Source organism: Pseudomonas aylmerensis (assembly GCF_001702265.1).
GTDB lineage: Bacteria > Pseudomonadota > Gammaproteobacteria > Pseudomonadales > Pseudomonadaceae > Aquipseudomonas > Aquipseudomonas aylmerensis.
The window spans coordinates 44,370-62,523 of sequence record NZ_MAUE01000017.1 but is presented as its reverse complement, the minus strand read 5'-3'; the positions used below and the strand labels follow the sequence as shown (position 1 = coordinate 62,523).

Below are 18,154 nucleotides of genomic sequence, written 5' to 3'. Positions count from 1 at the left end.
ACCGCGCGCGTGCCGGACACTATCACGGTACGGTTCAACGATATTTATACCTTTGCTGGAGACGAGTTGATAGATGGTCTTTAATCGATTAGTTACCCGGCTACTTTCGAGTGTCCATTGGCAACCATGAAAACCATACGCATAGCGATCCTTGATGATCATGCAGTGGTACGCCACGGCCTTGTCAGCCACCTCGTCGAAGAGTCATCCATCGAGATTGTTGGCGTATATGAAACCAGCCGTGAATTGATACGCGGCATGGCGACAATACCTGCCAACGTCTTGCTGCTGGACTTTGCTCTGGGACGGGATGAACTGGACGGCGTCTCCCTAATTCGCGCCTTGCGAAGCCGCTTCCCTGACTGTCGTATCCTGGTGCTGTCGAGCCATCACGAGTCGGCCACCGTGTCGCTTGCCTTGCGTGTCGGCGCGCGAGGCTTTGTAGGTAAAGATGAAGGGCTGGGAAGCCTGGTGAAGGCGATTCGTACCGTTGCCTCGGGCGCCATCTATCTGAGTGCCGACATGTCTTACCAAGTGGCAGACGCAGCCAGGTCCGGTGAATCAGAGCAAACGCCGATCAGTGACAACGCTTTGCAGCGAGCGGCATTGTCGGCTCGGGAGCAGGAAGTGATCCGCTGCTATCTGGAAGGCATGACGGTGACGGAGATCGCCGAGAAGTTCAATCGCAGCATCAAGACCATCAGTACGCAGAAGGCCATGGCTTTTCGCAAGCTTGGGGTCACCTCTAATAACGGCTTGTTCAAGATCATGAAAACCCTGGACTAGCCATGATGATCAGGAGCCGCGTTCGTTGGATCGCCAGCCTGTGCCTGCTGCTGGCAGCAACATCGGCAAGCGCCGGCGTGCTGCCTCCCAGGCCGGATCTAAGCGATGAAGAGCGCGCCTGGATCCTACGCCACCCGGTATTGCGAGTTGCCGTCGTCGGCAACCTTTCGCCAATCGAATACGTGGAGAACGACCGACTCAAGGGGTTGTCGGCTGAATACCTGCAGCTGATTTCCCAAAAGACCGGCATGAAGATCGACTATGTTTCCGCCCACTCAATCCAGGAGCGCATAGAGCTGTTGATAACCGGTCAGGCGAACCTTATCTCCACCATCAGGCTTAATGGACCAGGTGGTAAAGACCCCCGGCTGCTGCTGACTTCAGCCTATTTAAATACCACCACGATTATCGTCACCCGCATCGGAAGCCGGCCTCTTTTCGAGGCCGAACAGCTGGACGGGCTGACCGTGACTCTGCCGTTCTTCGATCGCTACAGTGATTTCCTCGCGACGAAGGCACCTGGGGCGAAATTGATCATCGGCGGCAGCGCCCTGACCATGCTGCAGCAAGTTGCAGAAGGGACTGCTGATGCTGCGGTTGCCACCGAAGCCTATCTGCTGCCATATCTGTATCGACAGTTCCAGGGCCAGTTGCAGATATCCGGAGTGATCACCGGTATGGCCTCGCAAATTGGCATGAGCACTCTAAAAGATGAGCCTTTACTGCACTCAATCATTCAGAAGACGCTCGACTCGGTCACCCCTGACGAAGTTCGCGCTTTGCACGCCAATTGGCTGCTCGAACATGCCACGCAGGACCTGCCGCTGAAGGAAGTTATGTCCCACTACCCTCATGAGATCGCGTTAGTTGTCCTGGTGGTATTGCTATTGCTCATCACAATTTACCAAACCCAGCGGATGCGTCAGCGCGCCGAGCGAAATGAGCGGGAAAAGGCGATGTTCCTGGCAGTCATGAGCCATGAAATACGCTCGCCTATGAACGCGGTGGTGGCTGCCGTCGAACTGTTGTGCAACACGCCGTTGGACAAGCAACAACAGCACTTTGCCGACCTAGCCAACCATGGCGCACAGTCGTTACTGAGGTTGCTCAATGACGTACTGGATATTTCCAAGCTTGATGCGGGGCAAGTCAAGCTTGAATATGAGCCGATGAACATCGGCACCCTGGTGCATAACGTCGTTGACCTGCATCGCTTGCGGGCCCGGGAGAAGCATTTATCGATCAGCGTCAATGGCGAATCCCACCTGCCACTCTTGATGCTCGACAGTACCCGCCTTGGCCAGGTGCTGCACAATCTGCTGTCCAATGCCATCAAGTTCACCGAAATCGGCGGCGTGGAAGTTGCTTATGCGATCAGTGACCTGCCTTCGTCGCGCGACAAGCAGCTGCGATTGACCGTCACCGATACCGGTATCGGCCTGAGCCCGGAAAGCCAGGTGCGCCTGTTCCAGCCTTACAGCCAGGCAGCACAATCCTATAAGCGCTCAGGTGGCACCGGCCTGGGGCTGGTCATCTGTCGCGACCTGCTCAAACTTATGGGTGGTACCCTCACACTGGACAGTTCGCAAGGAAAGGGAACGCGCTTTGAACTGTCGATGACCGCAGAGTTGGCGCCGCCCGACGCGACGGAGGCTGAAACCGTGCTCCCCGCCACGATCCGGTCAGAGGCATCCGCACCAAAGGCCTTGCGCATTCTGGTCGTGGAGGACACCGTCGCCAACCAGGCGGTATTGCAGGCACAGATCGAGGGCTTCGGCTGCACGCCGGTGATCGCCAGGGACGGCGCCCAGGCCGTGGATTGCTTCGAACAAGGCACCTATGACCTGATCTTGATGGACTGTGACCTGCCGGACCAGGACGGCTACTCGCTGACGCGCCTGTTCCGCATGATCGAACAGGATGCCGCGCAAACGCGCTGCCCCATCATTGCGATCTCCGCCTCTACGGGCAACCAGCATGTCGCCCGGTGCTTTGATGCCGGCATGGATGGCATCCTCAGCAAGCCGATCAGCCTTGGCAAGTTGCAGGATGCAATCGAGTTATGGTGCGGCGTGACCCTGACGTTACTGCCACACCCCTTCGCCCAACGGCAACCTGTGGGCCACCAGCAGATCCTTGAAGCATTGGAACGGGATCTACTGGCGCTGCTTGAAGGGATGGTTCTGCGCAATCTGGAACCGGCCCTCCACGCAGCCCACCGTCTTCACGGCGCAGCACTCAGTGTCGAATGGCCAGATGTGGCCCGCCAAGCGGGACAGCTGGAGGCCCTTCTCAGGACTGCCACGCCGTGGAGCGACCCAACCTACGCCACGACCTTACAGGAACTGCTTCTTGGGTTTCGCTCCACCAGCTTCAGTCACCCCGTTTTCGACCCGCCCGCCTCCCCTCCGGCAGATTGAGATTCTGGTCTGTGAATTAAGAGCAGTCTGATTTAATTCACCGCCCTCCCCTCCGAAAATCGGTCTTGTCAGCTAAAGACAACTCAACCACTCCCAAGGCTTGAATGATGGATCCTTTGCACGAGATTCAAAGACGGCAACTAAGGCTGATAGAGTCCGCCTCCGTTAACGAAGCTTGCGCCGTTGACTTGCTGAGTCTATTGCGCAAGTTGACCGCGGCTGAAGCCAGTAATGTCCTAAATATCGTCACGCTGCTGCAAAGCGAGGCGGAATTTTTGCGCGAACTTTCAAAGGAAATGGCCACGCGAGAATATGAGGCACTGATCAGTTAAACCCCTGCCAAATTTCTCCATCCCGGCAGAGAAGCTGTTCAGCTTTGTCGCTCGTACTGAAGGTAGATGTTGGAACTGCCAGGGCGATTCAGATTGCTCAACCGGTTGAAAGGATCATTGGAGTGAATCAGCGAGAGATTGGGAATGCAGGTTTGGGAGATGATCTGGTCGGCCCGGGTCTCATTATTCGCGATCAGTTGATAGGTGCCCCCTGGCGCTTCATGCGATAGCGCGTAGAACGACGACAGCGATGGCTGGTTATCAAGATCAATAAGTAGGGTTCGAAGACCTGCATCGGCGCAGGACGCACCTAAATTGGCGCCAACCGTGGTCTTACCCGGCCCGCCTTTGGTTGAAACGACTGCAGCGACTTTCATGGAGCTTCCCTCTGAATCGTAAGATTTGAGACGGCTTCATGCTGGCCACGCTGTGCGCTTTGATCACCCCGGAAAAATCCAAGGCAAAAAAAAGCCTGCATCTCTGCAGGCTTTTCTCAATGTCTGGCTCCACGACCTGGACTCGAACCAGGGACCCAATGATTAACAGTCATTTGCTCTACCAACTGAGCTATCGCGGAATGCGCCGTATGTTACTGATTGAAAAGGAGAAGTCAAGCTTTCTCTGGTATTTCAAGTGATTAAACCGGATGACCGGTTGCGAGCCGGTGCTCCTTTGCCAGTTCCAGCCAGGCCAGGGCTGCCGGTGGCAGGTGGGCGTTGGTGCGCCAGGCCAGGGCGATGTGCCAGTCGGTGTGGGGTTCGTCCAGGGGGATCAGGGCGATGCCGGGGTGTTGGTGTTTGTGCGCCAGCATACGCGGCAGGAAGGCGACGCCGAGGCCGGCGGCGACCAGGTCGACGATGAAGTCGATCTGCCCGCTGCGTGCGGTGACCCGCGGCGTGACGCCTTTGCGCTCGCAGGCGGCGAGGATCTTGGCGTTGAGGGCGAAGCCGGCTTCGAAGAGGATGAACGGTGAATCGGCGAGGTCGGTAAAGTCGATGCGTGAGCGCCGCGCCAGCGGGTGGCTGATGGGCAACACCGCCATCAGCGGTTCATTGCGCACGGGCTGGTAGTCGAACGCTTCATCCACCGGCAGCAGCAAGGCGGCGAGGTCGACCTCCCCCGCTTCCAGGCATTCGCGCAGGCGTTTGCTGCCGTATTCGGTGAGTTCGATGTCGATGTCCGGGTAGCGGCTGCGGTAGGTGGCGAACATGGTCGCGAACAGCACGCCGCAGCCCACCGGTGGCAGGCCAATGCGCAATACACCGCGCTTGAGGCCGCGCAGGTCGTTGATCTCGGCCACCAGGTCGTTGCGTTCGGCGAGCAGCACCAGGGCCCGGCGATAGGCGATTTCGCCGGCGGCGGTGAGTTCGTTGCGGTGGCCCAGGCGGTTGAGCAGCGGCGTGCCCAGTTCGTCCTCCAGGGTCTTGACCGCCTTGCTCACGGTGGACTGGGTCAGGGAGACCACCTCGGCCGCCTGGGAGAAACCGCCCTGGCGGACCACTTCGACAAAGGCGCGCAGTGTTCTGAGGTTCATCGGTATTCCCTTTGCGACTGGATGCCAGTGATAAAAGTTGTTTTTATCATACCATAAATTTCCTTATCCTCAAGCCACCTTGCCTTGTGGAGACACTGTTGATGATCATCTCGTCCGCTTCCGATTACCGCGCCGCCGCCAAACGCAAGCTGCCGCGCTTTCTGTTCGACTACATCGATGGCGGCGCCTACGCCGAGCACACGATGCGCGCGAACAGTTCGGACCTGGCCGAGATCAGCCTGCGCCAGCGCGTCCTGCGCAATGTCGACAACCTGAGCCTGAAAACCAGCGTGTTCGGCCAGGAATTGGCGATGCCGGTGATCCTCAGCCCCGTCGGCCTGACCGGCATGTACGCGCGACGCGGTGAAGTGCAGGCGGCTAAGGCGGCGGCCAAGCAGGGCATTCCCTTCTGCCTGTCGACGGTGTCGGTGTGTTCGATTGAAGAAGTGGCGTCGCAGAGCCCGCAGTCGATCTGGTTCCAGCTATATGTGCTCAAGGACCGTGGCTTCATGCGCAATGCGCTGGAGCGCGCCCAGGCGGCCGGGGTCACCACGCTGGTATTCACGGTCGACATGCCCACACCTGGCGCGCGCTATCGCGATGCGCATTCGGGCATGTCGGGTCCGTTCGCGGCACAGCGGCGCATGCTGCAGGCCGTCACCAAGCCACAATGGGCCTTCGATGTGGGCCTGATGGGACGTCCGCACGACCTCGGCAATATCTCCAGATACCTCGGCAAACCGACGCACCTGGAAGACTACATTGGCTGGCTGGCCAACAACTTCGACCCGTCGATCAGTTGGAAAGACCTGGAGTGGATCCGCGAGTTCTGGAAGGGCCCGATGATCATCAAGGGCATCCTCGACCCGCAGGACGCTAAGGACGCTGTGAGTTTTGGCGCCGATGGCATCGTGGTCTCCAACCATGGTGGCCGCCAGCTCGACGGCGTGCTGTCCACCGCCAAGGCGCTGCCACCGATTGCCGATGCGGTCGGCGATGACCTCACGGTGCTGGTCGACTCCGGCATCCGTTCCGGACTGGACGTGGTGCGCATGCTCGCCCTGGGCGCCAAGGCGTGCCTGCTGGGCCGCGCGACTGCCTATGCACTGGCCGCCGATGGCCAGCACGGGGTGGAGAACCTGCTGGATATCTTCGCCAAGGAAATGCGCGTGGCCATGACCCTGACCGGCGTCACTTCGATCGACCAGATCGACCGCACCACCCTGGTCTAGCCCTGCTGCTCGACGATACCGCGCGCCTTGAGGTGTGCCAGTTGCTCAGCCGACAGGCCCAGCCGCTGCCCGAGAATATCATCGGTGTGTTGCCCCAGCATCGGCGCCGGCCGCACATATTCCACCGGCGTCCCGGACATCTTGATCGGGCTGCCGACCATGGCGAAATCGGGATTCTGCGGGTGGGGGATTTTCACCATCAAGTTGCGCGCGATCACTTGCGGCTCTTCCAGCGATTGCGCGATGGAGTTGATCGCCCCCACCGGCACCTTCGAGGCGTGAATGCACGCCACCCACTCATCGGCCGTACGCTCGAGAAAGTGCGCCGAGAGCAACTCGACGATCTCGGCGCGATGGGCCACGCGGTCGGCATTGCGGCGAAAGCGCGGGTCATCCGGCAGGTGCGGCAAGCCGATGCTCTGGCACAACGCGACGAACTGGCTGTCGTTGCCACAGGCAATGATGAAGTCGCGGTCGGCTGCCCGGAACACCTGGTAAGGCACGATATTGGCGTGGGCGTTGCCATAGCGCTGCGGCACCTTGCCCGAGGCCAGGTAGTTCATGCTCTGGTTGGCCAAAGTCGCGACCTGCACGTCGAGCAAGGCCATGTCGATATGCTGGCCGACGCCTGTGCGCTCGCGGCTGAGCAGCGCGGCCTGGATCGCCACCGTGGAATACAGGCCGGTCATCAGGTCGGAAAAGGCCACGCCGACTTTTTGCGGGCCGCCGCCCGGCAGATCGTCACGCTCGCCGGTGATGCTCATCAGGCCACCGATGCCCTGGATGATGAAGTCGTAGCCCGGTTCTTCGGCACGCGGGCCGGTCTGGCCAAAACCGGTGATGGAGCAATACACCAGGCGTGGATTGATCTCTGCCAGGGTCGCGTAATCCAGGCCGTAGCGGGCCAGGGAACCGGCCTTATAATTCTCGATCAACACATCGGAACTCGCCGCCAGCGCCCGTACCAACTCTTGCCCCTCCGTGCTGGCCAGATCGATAGCCACCGACAATTTGCCGCGATTGGTGGACTGGTAATAAGACGCCTGCCCGGACGACTCGCCGGTGTCGGTCTTCATCCACGGCGGGCCCCAGCCGCGTGTGTCGTCACCGCTTTGCGGCCGTTCGATCTTGATCACTTCCGCGCCGAGGTCCGCCAGCACTTGCCCACACCACGGGCCGGCCAACACACGGCTTAAATCCAGTACCCGCAAACCTGTCAATGCACCCATTGTTCTTATCCTGTGAGGTTGGGAAATCAGCCGACTGCCGGCTCTTCATGGCGCAGGGAAATCCCCAGCAACGCCCGCCGCCGCAACCAGGGACTGGGGCGGTAGCGCGGGTCATGGGTGAGCTCGCTCATGCGCTGCAAAATTGTCAGTATTCTCTGCGGGCCAAGTGCATCGCCCCAGGCCAGCGGGCCGTTGGGATAGCCCAGGCCCAATTGCACCGCCTGGTCGATATCGGCGGGGGTGGCGATCCGTTGCTGGGCGATGTCGCAGCCGAGGTTGACCACCATCGCCAGGGTGCGCTGGGCGACAAAACCGACACTGTCACCGATCACGGTCACCCCGACGCCATCCGCCGCGAGCAAGGCATGCGCGGCATCACGCATGGCGGCAGAGGTCAGGGGGGTTTGCATCAGGGTGCGCTGGCGCGACAGGTCCGTCAGCACATCGATGCACACGGTGCGCGCCGGGTCGGTGCCGAAGTGCACCGACGCGCTGGTCGCGTCCCGCCCATAAGGTGCCAGCAGGCACAGCGCCTCTGCCGACGGTTGTGGGGTGTTTTCCAGCTGGGCGCCGAGGTCGATCAACAAGGCACTGAGGCGCGCATGGTCTTCGCTGTTTTCGGTGGCGATCCACACCGGTGGCTGTTGCCGCACCGTCGGTACGGGCTGAGGCTGCGGGGCGTCCACCACCTGACCGTTTTCATAGCGGTAGAAACCCTGTCCGGTCTTGCGCCCGAGGCGCCCGCCCACCAGCATCTGCCGGGTCAGCGGTGACGGCCGGTAGCGCGGCTCCTGGTAGAACTGGGTGTAGATCGATTCCATCACCGGGTGTGACACGTCCAGGCCGGTGAGGTCGAGCAGTTCCAGCGGCCCCATGCGGAAGCCGGCGCCGTCACGCAGGATGCGGTCGATATCGCCCCGCGCGGCAATGCCTTCGTCGAGCATCTTCAGGGCTTCAGTGCCATAGGCGCGCCCGGCGTGGTTGACGATGAAGCCCGGGGTGTCCTTGGCGCGCACGCCGCGATGGCCCATGCGTGCAACCAATGCGAGCAGCGCGGTGGCGACGTGCGGCGCCGTGGCCAGCCCGTCGATGACTTCCACGACGCGCATCAACGGCACCGGGTTGAAAAAGTGCAGGCCCGCCACGCGTTCCGGGTAGCGACAGCCGGTGGCGATGGCGGTCACGGACAGCGAGGACGTGTTAGTGGCGAGGATGCAATGCGGGCTGACAATGCCTTCCAGCTGTTGCAGCAGGCCGCGCTTGGCGTCGAGATTTTCGACGATGGCTTCGACCACCAGATCGCAATGCTGCAGGTCATCGATAAGCTCAACCACCTGCACGTTGGCCCACGCCGCATCCATCGCCGCCTGGCTGATCTTGCCCTTGCCCACCAACTTGGCAAACGTGGCGCCGAGGTTGTCGCGGGCCGCTTGCGCAGCGCCGTCGCGGGCATCGAACAGGCGCACCGCCACACCGGCTTGAGCGGCGATCTGCGCAATGCCCGCGCCCATCACACCGGTGCCCACCAGGCCCAACGTATTAAGGGTGTCGGTCATGCTTATTCCCCCCGGTATTCAGGCGTGCGTTTCTCGAAGAACGCCGCAGCGCCCTCCTTCTGGTCCTTTGAATCGAACAACAACTGGAAGGCCTTGCGCTCCAGTACCAGCGCACTTTCCAGCGGCAGGTCGGCACCGGCCAGCATCACTTCCTTGATCTGCTCGACTGCCAGGGGCGGCAGTGCGGCAATCTGCGCCGCCAGCTCCAGCGCCCGAGGCAGGGCCTGGTCGTCGCTGACGACTTCGCTGAGCATGCCCATCGCCAAGGCTTCTCGTGCGCCGACCATGCATCCGGTGAGCGCGATGCGCATCGCCTGGAACTTACCCACCGCGCGGATCAACCGCTGGGTGCCGCCCGCCCCCGGCATCAAGCCCAGCTTGACCTCCGGCTGGGCAAACCGCGCCGATTCGCCGGCGACGATCAGGTCGCAATGCATCGCCAACTCGCAACCGCCGCCCAGGGCAAACCCGTTGACCGCGGCAATCACCGGTTTGGGGCAACGGCTGATGGCTTCCCACAGGTACTCGGTGTGGCGTCGATACATATCGATTGCGCCTGCGCTGGCGAACTCTTTGATATCGGCTCCGGCGACAAAAAACTGCGCGCCACCGGTCAGCACAATCGCACGCACCTCGCGGCGCTTGGCGAGTGCCCGAAAATGCTCGGCAAGGGCCTCACGCACCTGGGCATTCAGGGCGTTCTTGACCTCGGGGCGATGAATACGGACCACGGCCACGCCGTTGTCGTGGACGTCGAGGGTTACCACGGGTTGGTCTGCGCTGGTCACATTCACTCCTGCTGCAACGTTCTTGTTAGTCGGCCTGTCACTTGTTTCGCTGTGCGAAATAACATTCCGTATTTAGCCATGATCATAAGTATCGACCCTGCAGGTGTAAACGTAAAAACCCCAATCCATTTGAAAATAGCCGCTAACCCGCTGTTTACACAGCTTTTATAAGCAAGCATCGGAAAACCTCAATATCTTGCTTTGTTTCGCTGTGCGGAATAGAATTTTGTTTTGTTGATTTTATAAAAAAATGAGGCTTAACATGCGCCGTCAAAACGCGGACCCGGATAGCTCAGAAGTCCCGGCTGGCAACCACGCTTTCGAGCATGTGTTGATTGATCCGATGAACAACGATGAGGAGGAAGACAAGGACCGCCAGTTCGTCACTGCGCTGGCCCGTGGCCTGGAACTGCTGCGCTGCTTCACGCCCAGCGAAAGTGTGCTGGGCAACCAGGAACTGGCGCGCAAGACCGGGCTGCCGAAACCGACGATCACCCGCATGACCCACACGTTGACCCGCTTGGGTTACCTCAAGCACCTGCCGCAGTCAGGCCGGTACCAGTTGGATGTGGGCGTGATGGCCTTCGGTTACGCGATGCTGTCGAACCTGTCGATCCGGGCCGTGGCCCACCCGTTGATGGAGACGATGGCCAAGTACGCCCAGGCGGCCGTTGCCATGGCCACCCGGGACCGCCTGGACATGGTCTACCTGGACGTGGTCCAGGGCGAAGCGAACATGACGATGCGCCGCCAGGTCGGTACGCGCCTGCCATTGCACTTGAGTTCGGCAGGCCGCGCCTGCCTGGCGGCGATGCCGGAAAACGAGCGCGAGTTCATGCTCGACCATATCCGCCAGCGTCATCTGGAGGACTGGCCGACACTGCGCAAGGGGCTGGAACGCGCGTTCAGGGACTACACCGACTTCGGCTATTGCATGTCGATCGGAGAGTGGCACCGCGATGTAAACGCCATCGCCGTACCGCTGCTGCACCCACAACATGGCTTGCTGGCGTTCAACTGTGGCGGACCGAGCTTTCACCTTTCCCGGGAGAAACTCGAAGACGACATCGGACCGCGCCTCAAGCACATGGTGAACAATATCGTGGCCGCCACCCGCTAGCTGGATCGGTGTGCGGCCTCGGCAGATTGACGATAACAGGCCCGCTGAACGGGCCGCTGAGGAATGCACATGATCCGAGACCCGCAAACACTTCATATCCTGGTGGACGCCATTGCGCAGTTCGTCAACGAAGCGCTGATCCCACGGGAAAACGAAGTCGCCGAGACCGATGAAATCCCGGCGGACATCGTCAGCCAATTCCAGGAAATGGGCCTGTTCGGCCTGACCATTCCCGAAGCCTACGGCGGCCTGGGGCTGACCATGGAAGAAGAGGTGACCATCGCCTTTGAGCTGGGGCGCACCTCCCCCGCCTTCCGCTCCTACTTCGGCACCAACAACGGCATCGGCTCCATCGGCATACTGCTCGATGGCACCGAAGCGCAGAAGGCGCATTACCTGCCGTTGCTGGCCAGCGGCGAGCTGCTCAGTTCGTTCTGCCTCACCGAACCGGACTCGGGCTCGGATGCCGCCTCGCTGAAAACCACCGCAGTGCGCGACGGCGATCACTATGTGATCAACGGCACCAAGCGCTTTATCACCAACGCGCCCCACGCCGGGATTTTCACGGTGATGGCCCGCACTGACACGGCGATTCGCGGCTCGGGCGGTATCAGCGCGTTTATCGTCGAACGTGAAACACCGGGACTGTCGCTGGGCAAGCGCGACCACAAGATGGGCCAGCAAGGTGCGCACACCAGCGATGTGATCTTCGACAACGTGCGCGTTCCGGCCAGCCAATTGATCGGCGGCGTCGAAGGCGTGGGCTTCAAGACCGCGATGAAGGTCCTCGACAAGGGGCGCCTGCACATCGCGGCCGTCAGCGTGGGAGCGGCTGAGCGCATGCTCAACGACGCGCTGAACTACGCCATCGAACGCAAGCAATTCGGCCAGCCGATTGCCGAATTCCAACTGATCCAGGCCATGCTCGCCGACAGCAAGGCCGAGATCTACGCCGCCCGTTGCATGGTGCTCGACGCCGCGCGCAGACGCGACGAAGGCCAGGACATCGGTACAGAAGCCTCGTGCTCGAAGATGTTCGCCACGGAAATGTGCGGGCGGGTAGCCGACCGTTGTGTGCAGATCCATGGGGGTGCCGGCTATATCAGCGAGTACGCCATCGAACGGTTTTACCGGGATGTGCGCCTGTTCCGCCTATATGAAGGCACTACGCAAATCCAGCAACTGGTGATCGCCCGCAACATGATTCGCGCGGCGCAGCGCTAGGACTCACCGCAATACCCATACCCAATGCCCTAACAACTACAAACAAGGTATCGCTATGGAAGTCGCCGCATCGGCGGGCGCGTTGTCGCCTGCCAAAAACCACCTGTGGATCATCGTATTCATCTTTTGCTTCCTCGGCCTGCTGATCGATGGTGCCGACCTGATGCTGCTGTCCTACAGCCTCAGCAGCCTCAAAGCCGAGTTCGGCCTGAGCAGCGTCGAAGCCGGCAGCCTGGGCAGTTTCACCCTGGCCGGCATGGCCATCGGCGGGATCTACGGCGGCTGGGCCTGCGATCGCTTTGGCCGGGTGAAAACCGTGGTGTGGAGCATCGTGCTGTTCTCTGTCGGCACCGCCATCCTGGGCATGACCCACAGCTATTGGCAGTTTGCGAGCACGCGGTTTTTCGCCTCCCTCGGCCTAGGCGCGCTGTACGTGGCGTGCAACACCCTGATGGCCGAATACGTGCCGACGCGCTATCGCACCACCGTCCTCGGCACGCTGCAGGCGGGCTGGTCGGTGGGGTATATCGTCGCCACCTTGCTGGCCGGCTGGATCTTGCCTGAACACGGCTGGCGCTGGCTGTTCTACGTGGCGATCATCCCGGTGGTCCTCGCAGTCCTGATGCAACGCCTGGTTCCGGAACCCCAGGCCTGGCTGACGGCCCGCGCCGAACGCGCGCGGCAGAAAGCCGATGGCACCCGACTCGCGCAGAAGAGCAAGCCCGACGGCATGTTCAAACTGATTTTCAGCGATCCAAAAGCCAGCCGCATGTTCCTGCTCTGGGCCCTCACCGCAGGCTTCCTGCAGTTCGGCTACTACGGCGTGAACAACTGGATGCCGTCGTACCTGGAAAGCGAGCTGGGGATGAACTTCAAGTCGATGACCAGCTACATGGTCGGCACCTACGCGGCGATGATCTTCGGCAAGATCCTCGCCGGCCTGGCGGCGGACCGCCTGGGTCGGCGTACGGTGTTTGCCGTGGGTGCGTTGGGCACCGCGATCTTCCTGCCGGTGATCGTACTGTTCCAAAGCCCCGAGAATATCTTGTGGATGTTGGTGGTGTTCGGCTTCCTGTACGGGATTCCCTATGGCGTCAACGCCACCTACATGACTGAAAGCTTCGAAGCCAAGTTTCGCGGTTCGGCAGTGGGTGGGGCCTACAACATCGGCCGCATCGGTGCTGCCGTGGCGCCAGCCGCCATTGGTTTCCTGGCATCCCACGGCTCCATCGGCGTGGGCTTTCTGGTGATGGGCGGCGCGTACTTTATCTGCGGGGTGATCCCGGCACTGTTTATCCGCGATAAACAGTTCGATCCACAAAAACAGTAACGCCGAGCGGGCCGGTGGCAGCGCCGGCCCTTGTTTGCCAAATAACTGGCGTCAGTCTTTGCTTGCCGGTTTAACCCCAAAAGAAGGCGATTGATTTATAAGGGTTTTAATTTAGTTAAAACCAATTGGCATGGATCTGGCTCTAACCTCTTTCAAGCAGGTTACGCGATGACAAGACGTGCGGCAGTGCCCAGGGGTTATAACCCACTGTAAAGCGGTTTAAACTATTCCCATGTTTTACGGAACTGAAGGAACAGTAAGACGCTTGGCACTCGCCACTCTCATCGAGCCTGTAAGACTGCCAAGTGCTTAGAGGCCGATCGTTTATGAAAACACCCACCCAGACCAACGCAATTGACTTCGACAGTGCCAAATTGCAACGCCTGGGCTTTGGTCAGCCGTCCCTCCTGCCGCGCCGTCCCATCACCCTTCTGCAACTTCGCCAGCAACTGGGCATGCAACTGCAGACCAGCCTGGAACCGGAGCGCATCCTCGCGACGTTTTTCCGCGAGATCCAGCGCCTGGTGCCGCTGGACGCCCTGCAATATCGCCACGCTGCCAGCGATTTGCGCCTGGAGTTCGGTCATCGCGGCCACCATTCGATGAGCTATAGCCTGAGCCACGAAGGCGAGCACCTGGGCGAGCTGATTTTCCGGCGCAACCAGCGCCTGCTGGAAGAGGAACTCGGCCAGCTGGAATCGCTACTGGCCACTTTGCTCTACCCGATGCGCAACGCCCTGCTCTACCGCGCCGCCACCCGCAGCGCGCTGCGTGACCCACTGACCGAGACCGGCAACCGGATTGCCATGGACCAGACCCTGCAACGCGAAATCGACATGGCACGTCGTCACCTGAACCCGCTGTCGCTGCTGATGCTGGACATCGACCACTTCAAGAACATCAACGACACCTACGGCCACGCCGCCGGCGATAACGTCCTGCGCGCCGTCGCCGGAGCGATCAAGGCCCAGTTGCGCAATGTCGACATGGTCTTCAGGTTTGGTGGGGAAGAGTTTCTGATCCTGCTGTCGAACACCGGCCGGGATGCAGCCGCAATGGTCGGCGAACGCCTGCGCCAGGCGGCACAGGCCCAGGATTATTCGGCGGAGGGTAAACGGATCGAATTGACGGTGAGCCTCGGCTGCTCGACCTTGCTGGCCGCAGAGTCAGCCGAAAGCCTGCTGCGCCGGGCCGATAACGCTTTGTACGTGGCCAAGCGCGAAGGCCGCAACCGCCTGGCGATGGCAGGGTAACCCCCACCACCGCCGTTACATCAGGCTTCGCTGGCCACCCGCGCCGGGCGCTCACGCACCAGCACCGCCGGCTTTTCCTTCTCCAGGCGCATGCAGCTTTCCAGGAACAGGTACATGTAGTCGTAGCTCTTGCACACGGCCTGGCGCAGCTCAACCTGCAAGGCTTTGCTGGGGTTCATGCCGGCCAGGGTGCAGATGATTTCCAGCGCCTCCCACGGGTGGGCGTCATCGTACTGGGCATGCATCTTCAGCCACTTCATCGCGCGCTTGCGGTCTTCCTCGGGGAAAGCCGCCGCGTAGACACCGGTGGAACACACCACCGCCGACCACTCCCCGGTCGCCCCCTCGATCGCGTAGTTGGTCGCGGCGATGGCCACGATCAGCGAATCGGCCGAGCTGGTGTGCCAGCACCAATGGCTGAGCGCGTGCAGCTCCGGCGGCACGTTCTGCGCCTGCAGTTCTTCGAGGCTGACGCCATGCGCACGGGCCCAATGCACCCAATAATCGGCGTGGTTCAGTTCCACGCGAATGTTGCGCATCAGCCAGCGTCGCGCCATATCCTCCCCAGGATGGCGGGCAAACTTGGTCTTGGTGAGGTTCTGTGCCATGTACAAGGCAAACTGTTCTACCACGGGCCAGCCACCGATCAGGTAGTGACGCAGGGTCTTGGCGCTGAGCGTGTTATCGCGCATGCGCTGGTACAGTTCGTGTTCGACAACGCGCCGCTTGCTCTCGCTACAGTCCTGGATCAGTTGTTGCGCCCAGGCGGGGTAACTCGAGGCTTCCATAAGCGGGCCGGTTCTGTTGAATGTGTCGATCACTGTCGGGCTCCTTTTTAAGTGTGATGTACAGACCAGCAAAGGTTTCAGCGGAATGTGCCGGGCGCCTTGAATAACAGGGGCTGCGGCCGCGAAGGTCGACACTGCAGACTATCAAAGGTAAACAACTGCGGTCGTTCGATCAGGTAACCCTGAGCGTAATCCACCCCGATCTCGAGCAACGCCTGTTCGATGTGCGGTGTTTCAACAAACTCTGCAATTGTGCGCTTACCCATGACGTGGCCAATGTGATTGATCACTTCAACCATCGCGCGGTTAATCGGGTCGTCCAGCATATCCTTTACGAAACTTCCATCGATCTTCAGGAAGTCTACAGGTAAATGTTTGAGATAAGCGAATGAGGACATTCCGGCGCAGAAGTCATCCAGCGAGAAATGACAGCCTAAGGCCTTGAGTTCATTAATAAAGCGGATCGCACTGCCCAAGTTTGCAATTGCACTGGTTTCAGTAATTTCAAAACAGATCATGCTGGGCGGAATACTGTAAGTATGAAATTTCTCACGCAAGAATCCGAGGAAGTCATCATCACCGATAGTAATGCCTGACAGATTGATCGCACACATGGCCATCGGACGCCCCGGACGTTCATGCATGCAGGCGGCAATCAGCTTGAAGACATTCTCGACCACCCAGCGGTCCAGGGAAGTCATCAGACCGTAGCGCTCGGCCGCCGGGATAAAGCTGTCCGGCAGGATGATGCGCCCGCCCTCATCGTGCAGGCGCAGCAGGATTTCTATATGCCCGTTGCCGCCGTCAGTTTGCCCCAGCGGCATGATTTCCTGGGCGTACAGGCAGAAGCGGTTTTCTTCCAACGCCATGTGCAGCCGCTGCACCCAGGCCATTTCGCCAAAGCGCACCGACAGTTCCGAGTCATCGGCGTGGTACACCTGCACGCGATTGCGGCCTTTTTCCTTGGCCATGTAGCACGCCATGTCAGCCGCCCGCAGCGACGTTTCAAGGGTGGTCGGCGTGTGCCCGATGTGCACCAGGCCGATGCTGACGGTGGTCATGAACGGCCGGCCCTTCCAGACGAAATGCAGGCTTTGCACGGTATGACGCAGGCTCTCGGCGATTTTTTCCGCCACCGGTGCCGGGCAGTTCTCCAGCAGGATGCCGAACTCATCGCCGCCCAGGCGGGCCAGGGTGTCGCCTTCGCGCAGGTCCGACTGCAACAGTGCGCAGATATGCCGCAACAGCTCGTCACCCGCCGCATGGCCGCAGGTGTCGTTGACCAGTTTGAACTGGTCCAGGTCGAGAAACATCAACGCATGCCGCCCGCTCTGCGCGCCCCCGGCAGGGTGCAGCACCTGCTCCAGGCGGAACTCGAACTCGCGGCGGTTGGCCAGGCCGGTCAGGGCGTCATGGGTTGCCTGCCACGACAGGTTGGCGATGTACTGGCGCTCCTGGGTCATGTCGTGCAGCACCAGCACCGCGCCCGTGACCTTGCTCGCGCTGCGGATCGGCGCGCCCACCAGGTTGACCGAAACGGTGCTGCCGTCCAGGCGCTGGATTGTTTTCGAATGCTCGCTGCCGCTGCTGAGCTGGCCCTTGACGATGTGCTCGATCAAGGTGAAACCGTCGGGCTGGGCATTGTCATCCAGCAGGTTGAACAACGCCGCCAGCGGCAGGCCCTGAGCCTGCGCCGTGTTCCAATGGGTCAGCGCCTCGGCCGCCGGGTTCAGGTAGGTGATGCTGCCTTCGACGTCGGTGGTGATCACGCCATCGCCAATCGACTCCAGGGTGATCTGCGCCCGCTCCTTCTCTTCCTGCAGCGCATCGGCAAAGGCATGGCGCTGGGCCAGGAGCTTGTGGGTACGCAACAGCGCCAGCACGATCAAGCCCAGGGCCGTGGTCAGGTTGGTGATCAGCAGCAGCCGCAGGATCATCCGCGAGCCTTCGCCCAACGCGTCGCTGAACGCCTTGGCGGCGGGTGTCACGCCTTCGTTGATGGCAATGATGTGCGCCTTCCATTGGCGCACATCATTGGCGTTGACCTGGTCACGGCGGATCGCCTGATGCATCTCCCGGGCCAGGTCATCGAGCTGCATCAGGTAGCCATCGCCCACCGTCCACAGCTCGATGGCTTTTTCCAGGTAGCTGAAATGCCGGAAATTGAGGTACAGCCAGATCAGGCTGGAGACGTCATCGGGATGGTTGCCGCCCTTGAGGATGCCCAGGCGGGCGGCAGCAAGATCGGGCGTGGGCCGATCCAGGGCGATGCGCAGCTCATGCCCGCCCTGGGGCACGGCAATCGCCTGCTGATACTTGAGATAGGTGGATTCGTCACGGTTGTCGGCGTAGAGCGTCAGGTAGTAGATCGCGTCTTTCTGGCCCTTCGACCACAGGCTTTCACCGGCCACGTAGCCGCGTACCGCCGAAAGCACGTAGAGACTGACGCAGCCCAACAATGCCTGAAACAGAACGACGGCGATGAAGGGCCACACAATGCCCAACAGCCGAGGCGTTCCGAGAGTCCGCTTTTGCTTCATGAAGTCCCTTACACATGCACTG

At 60.7% G+C, this 18,154-nt stretch carries 14 protein-coding genes, 1 tRNA gene and 1 pseudogene; 8 read left to right on the top strand and 8 right to left on the bottom strand.

Annotated features, from left to right (window positions below; genetic code table 11):
• The first annotated feature begins 126 nt into the window (after positions 1-126).
• The 3 genes from BBG20_RS13690 to BBG20_RS13680 all read left to right on the top strand — a co-directional run bounded on the left by BBG20_RS13690 (position 127) and on the right by BBG20_RS13680 (position 3,538).
• Positions 127-786, top strand: coding sequence for a response regulator transcription factor (locus tag BBG20_RS13690; protein ID WP_065904342.1), 660 nt, complete (start codon positions 127-129; stop codon positions 784-786).
• A 2-nt stretch (positions 787-788) separates the two neighbouring features.
• Positions 789-3,206, top strand: a complete 2,418-nt coding sequence (locus BBG20_RS13685) for an ATP-binding protein (protein ID WP_083221392.1) — start codon at positions 789-791, stop codon at positions 3,204-3,206.
• Positions 3,207-3,313: 107 nt separating this feature from the next.
• Positions 3,314-3,538, top strand: a complete 225-nt coding sequence (locus tag BBG20_RS13680; protein ID WP_065904340.1) for a hypothetical protein — start codon at positions 3,314-3,316, stop codon at positions 3,536-3,538.
• Between the two features lie 89 nt (positions 3,539-3,627).
• On the opposite strand, the pseudogene BBG20_RS13675 reads toward BBG20_RS13680, so the two are convergent.
• The 3 genes and pseudogenes from BBG20_RS13675 to BBG20_RS13665 all read right to left on the bottom strand — a co-directional run.
• Positions 3,628-3,915: pseudogene (locus BBG20_RS13675) on the bottom strand (ParA family protein); the annotation flags it as partial.
• Between the two features lie 124 nt (positions 3,916-4,039).
• A tRNA-Asn gene (locus BBG20_RS13670) sits at positions 4,040-4,115 on the bottom strand.
• A 60-nt stretch (positions 4,116-4,175) separates the two neighbouring features.
• Positions 4,176-5,072 (bottom strand): LysR family transcriptional regulator, encoded by an 897-nt coding sequence (locus tag BBG20_RS13665; RefSeq protein ID WP_065904339.1) that lies wholly within the window; start codon positions 5,070-5,072, stop codon positions 4,176-4,178.
• A 101-nt stretch (positions 5,073-5,173) separates the two neighbouring features.
• Between BBG20_RS13665 and lldD the strand changes: the two genes are divergently transcribed.
• Positions 5,174-6,304, top strand: a complete 1,131-nt coding sequence (gene lldD / locus BBG20_RS13660; protein ID WP_065904338.1) for an FMN-dependent L-lactate dehydrogenase LldD — start codon at positions 5,174-5,176, stop codon at positions 6,302-6,304.
• Here the strand turns inward: lldD and BBG20_RS13655 are convergent.
• The 3 genes from BBG20_RS13655 to BBG20_RS13645 are packed head-to-tail and all read right to left on the bottom strand — an operon-like array spanning position 6,301 to position 9,877.
• Positions 6,301-7,533 (bottom strand): CaiB/BaiF CoA transferase family protein, encoded by a 1,233-nt coding sequence (locus BBG20_RS13655; protein WP_065904337.1) that lies wholly within the window; start codon positions 7,531-7,533, stop codon positions 6,301-6,303. The genes lldD and BBG20_RS13655 overlap by 4 nt on opposite strands.
• 26 nt (positions 7,534-7,559) lie before the next feature.
• A complete protein-coding gene (locus tag BBG20_RS13650) occupies positions 7,560-9,089 on the bottom strand; it encodes a 3-hydroxyacyl-CoA dehydrogenase (RefSeq protein ID WP_065904335.1) in 1,530 nt (509 codons plus the stop codon).
• Positions 9,090-9,091: 2 nt separating this feature from the next.
• Positions 9,092-9,877, bottom strand: coding sequence for an enoyl-CoA hydratase (locus BBG20_RS13645; RefSeq protein ID WP_065904333.1), 786 nt, complete (start codon positions 9,875-9,877; stop codon positions 9,092-9,094).
• A 250-nt stretch (positions 9,878-10,127) separates the two neighbouring features.
• Here BBG20_RS13645 and BBG20_RS13640 point away from each other — a divergent pair, with 250 nt between their 5' ends.
• From BBG20_RS13640 to BBG20_RS13625, 4 genes are all read left to right on the top strand, one after another.
• Complete coding sequence (locus BBG20_RS13640) at positions 10,128-10,997, top strand: IclR family transcriptional regulator (protein ID WP_065904331.1); 870 nt, start codon at positions 10,128-10,130, stop codon at positions 10,995-10,997.
• Positions 10,998-11,066: 69 nt separating this feature from the next.
• Positions 11,067-12,221, top strand: a complete 1,155-nt coding sequence (locus tag BBG20_RS13635; RefSeq protein WP_065904329.1) for an acyl-CoA dehydrogenase family protein — start codon at positions 11,067-11,069, stop codon at positions 12,219-12,221.
• Positions 12,222-12,276: 55 nt separating this feature from the next.
• Complete coding sequence (locus tag BBG20_RS13630) at positions 12,277-13,551, top strand: MFS transporter (RefSeq protein WP_065904328.1); 1,275 nt, start codon at positions 12,277-12,279, stop codon at positions 13,549-13,551.
• Between the two features lie 326 nt (positions 13,552-13,877).
• On the top strand, positions 13,878-14,804 hold the full coding sequence (locus BBG20_RS13625) for a GGDEF domain-containing protein (protein WP_065904326.1): 927 nt from the start codon (positions 13,878-13,880) through the stop codon (positions 14,802-14,804).
• 20 nt (positions 14,805-14,824) lie between these two features.
• Here the strand turns inward: BBG20_RS13625 and BBG20_RS13620 are convergent, their stop codons facing one another.
• Positions 14,825-15,592, bottom strand: coding sequence for a TenA family transcriptional regulator (locus BBG20_RS13620; RefSeq protein ID WP_207200669.1), 768 nt, complete (start codon positions 15,590-15,592; stop codon positions 14,825-14,827).
• A 77-nt stretch (positions 15,593-15,669) separates the two neighbouring features.
• Complete coding sequence (locus BBG20_RS13615; RefSeq protein ID WP_065904321.1) at positions 15,670-18,132, bottom strand: EAL domain-containing protein; 2,463 nt, start codon at positions 18,130-18,132, stop codon at positions 15,670-15,672.
• Between the last annotated feature and the right edge of the window lie 22 nt (positions 18,133-18,154).

Excerpts from the sequence above, each read along its gene's own strand:
- BBG20_RS13615 (WP_065904321.1), bottom strand. The coding sequence starts at position 18,132 with ATGAAGCAAAAGCGGACTCTCGGAACGCCTCGGCTGTTGGGCATTGTG.
- BBG20_RS13635 (WP_065904329.1), top strand. The coding sequence starts at position 11,067 with ATGATCCGAGACCCGCAAACACTTCATATCCTGGTGGACGCCATTGCG.
- lldD (WP_065904338.1), top strand. The coding sequence starts at position 5,174 with ATGATCATCTCGTCCGCTTCCGATTACCGCGCCGCCGCCAAACGCAAG.
- BBG20_RS13625 (WP_065904326.1), top strand. The coding sequence starts at position 13,878 with ATGAAAACACCCACCCAGACCAACGCAATTGACTTCGACAGTGCCAAA.
- BBG20_RS13685 (WP_083221392.1), top strand. The coding sequence starts at position 789 with ATGATGATCAGGAGCCGCGTTCGTTGGATCGCCAGCCTGTGCCTGCTG.
- BBG20_RS13680 (WP_065904340.1), top strand. The coding sequence starts at position 3,314 with ATGGATCCTTTGCACGAGATTCAAAGACGGCAACTAAGGCTGATAGAG.
- BBG20_RS13650 (WP_065904335.1), bottom strand. The coding sequence starts at position 9,089 with ATGACCGACACCCTTAATACGTTGGGCCTGGTGGGCACCGGTGTGATG.
- BBG20_RS13620 (WP_207200669.1), bottom strand. The coding sequence starts at position 15,592 with ATGGAAGCCTCGAGTTACCCCGCCTGGGCGCAACAACTGATCCAGGAC.
- BBG20_RS13630 (WP_065904328.1), top strand. The coding sequence starts at position 12,277 with ATGGAAGTCGCCGCATCGGCGGGCGCGTTGTCGCCTGCCAAAAACCAC.
- BBG20_RS13690 (WP_065904342.1), top strand. The coding sequence starts at position 127 with ATGAAAACCATACGCATAGCGATCCTTGATGATCATGCAGTGGTACGC.
- BBG20_RS13655 (WP_065904337.1), bottom strand. The coding sequence starts at position 7,533 with ATGGGTGCATTGACAGGTTTGCGGGTACTGGATTTAAGCCGTGTGTTG.
- BBG20_RS13665 (WP_065904339.1), bottom strand. The coding sequence starts at position 5,072 with ATGAACCTCAGAACACTGCGCGCCTTTGTCGAAGTGGTCCGCCAGGGC.
- BBG20_RS13640 (WP_065904331.1), top strand. The coding sequence starts at position 10,128 with ATGAGGCTTAACATGCGCCGTCAAAACGCGGACCCGGATAGCTCAGAA.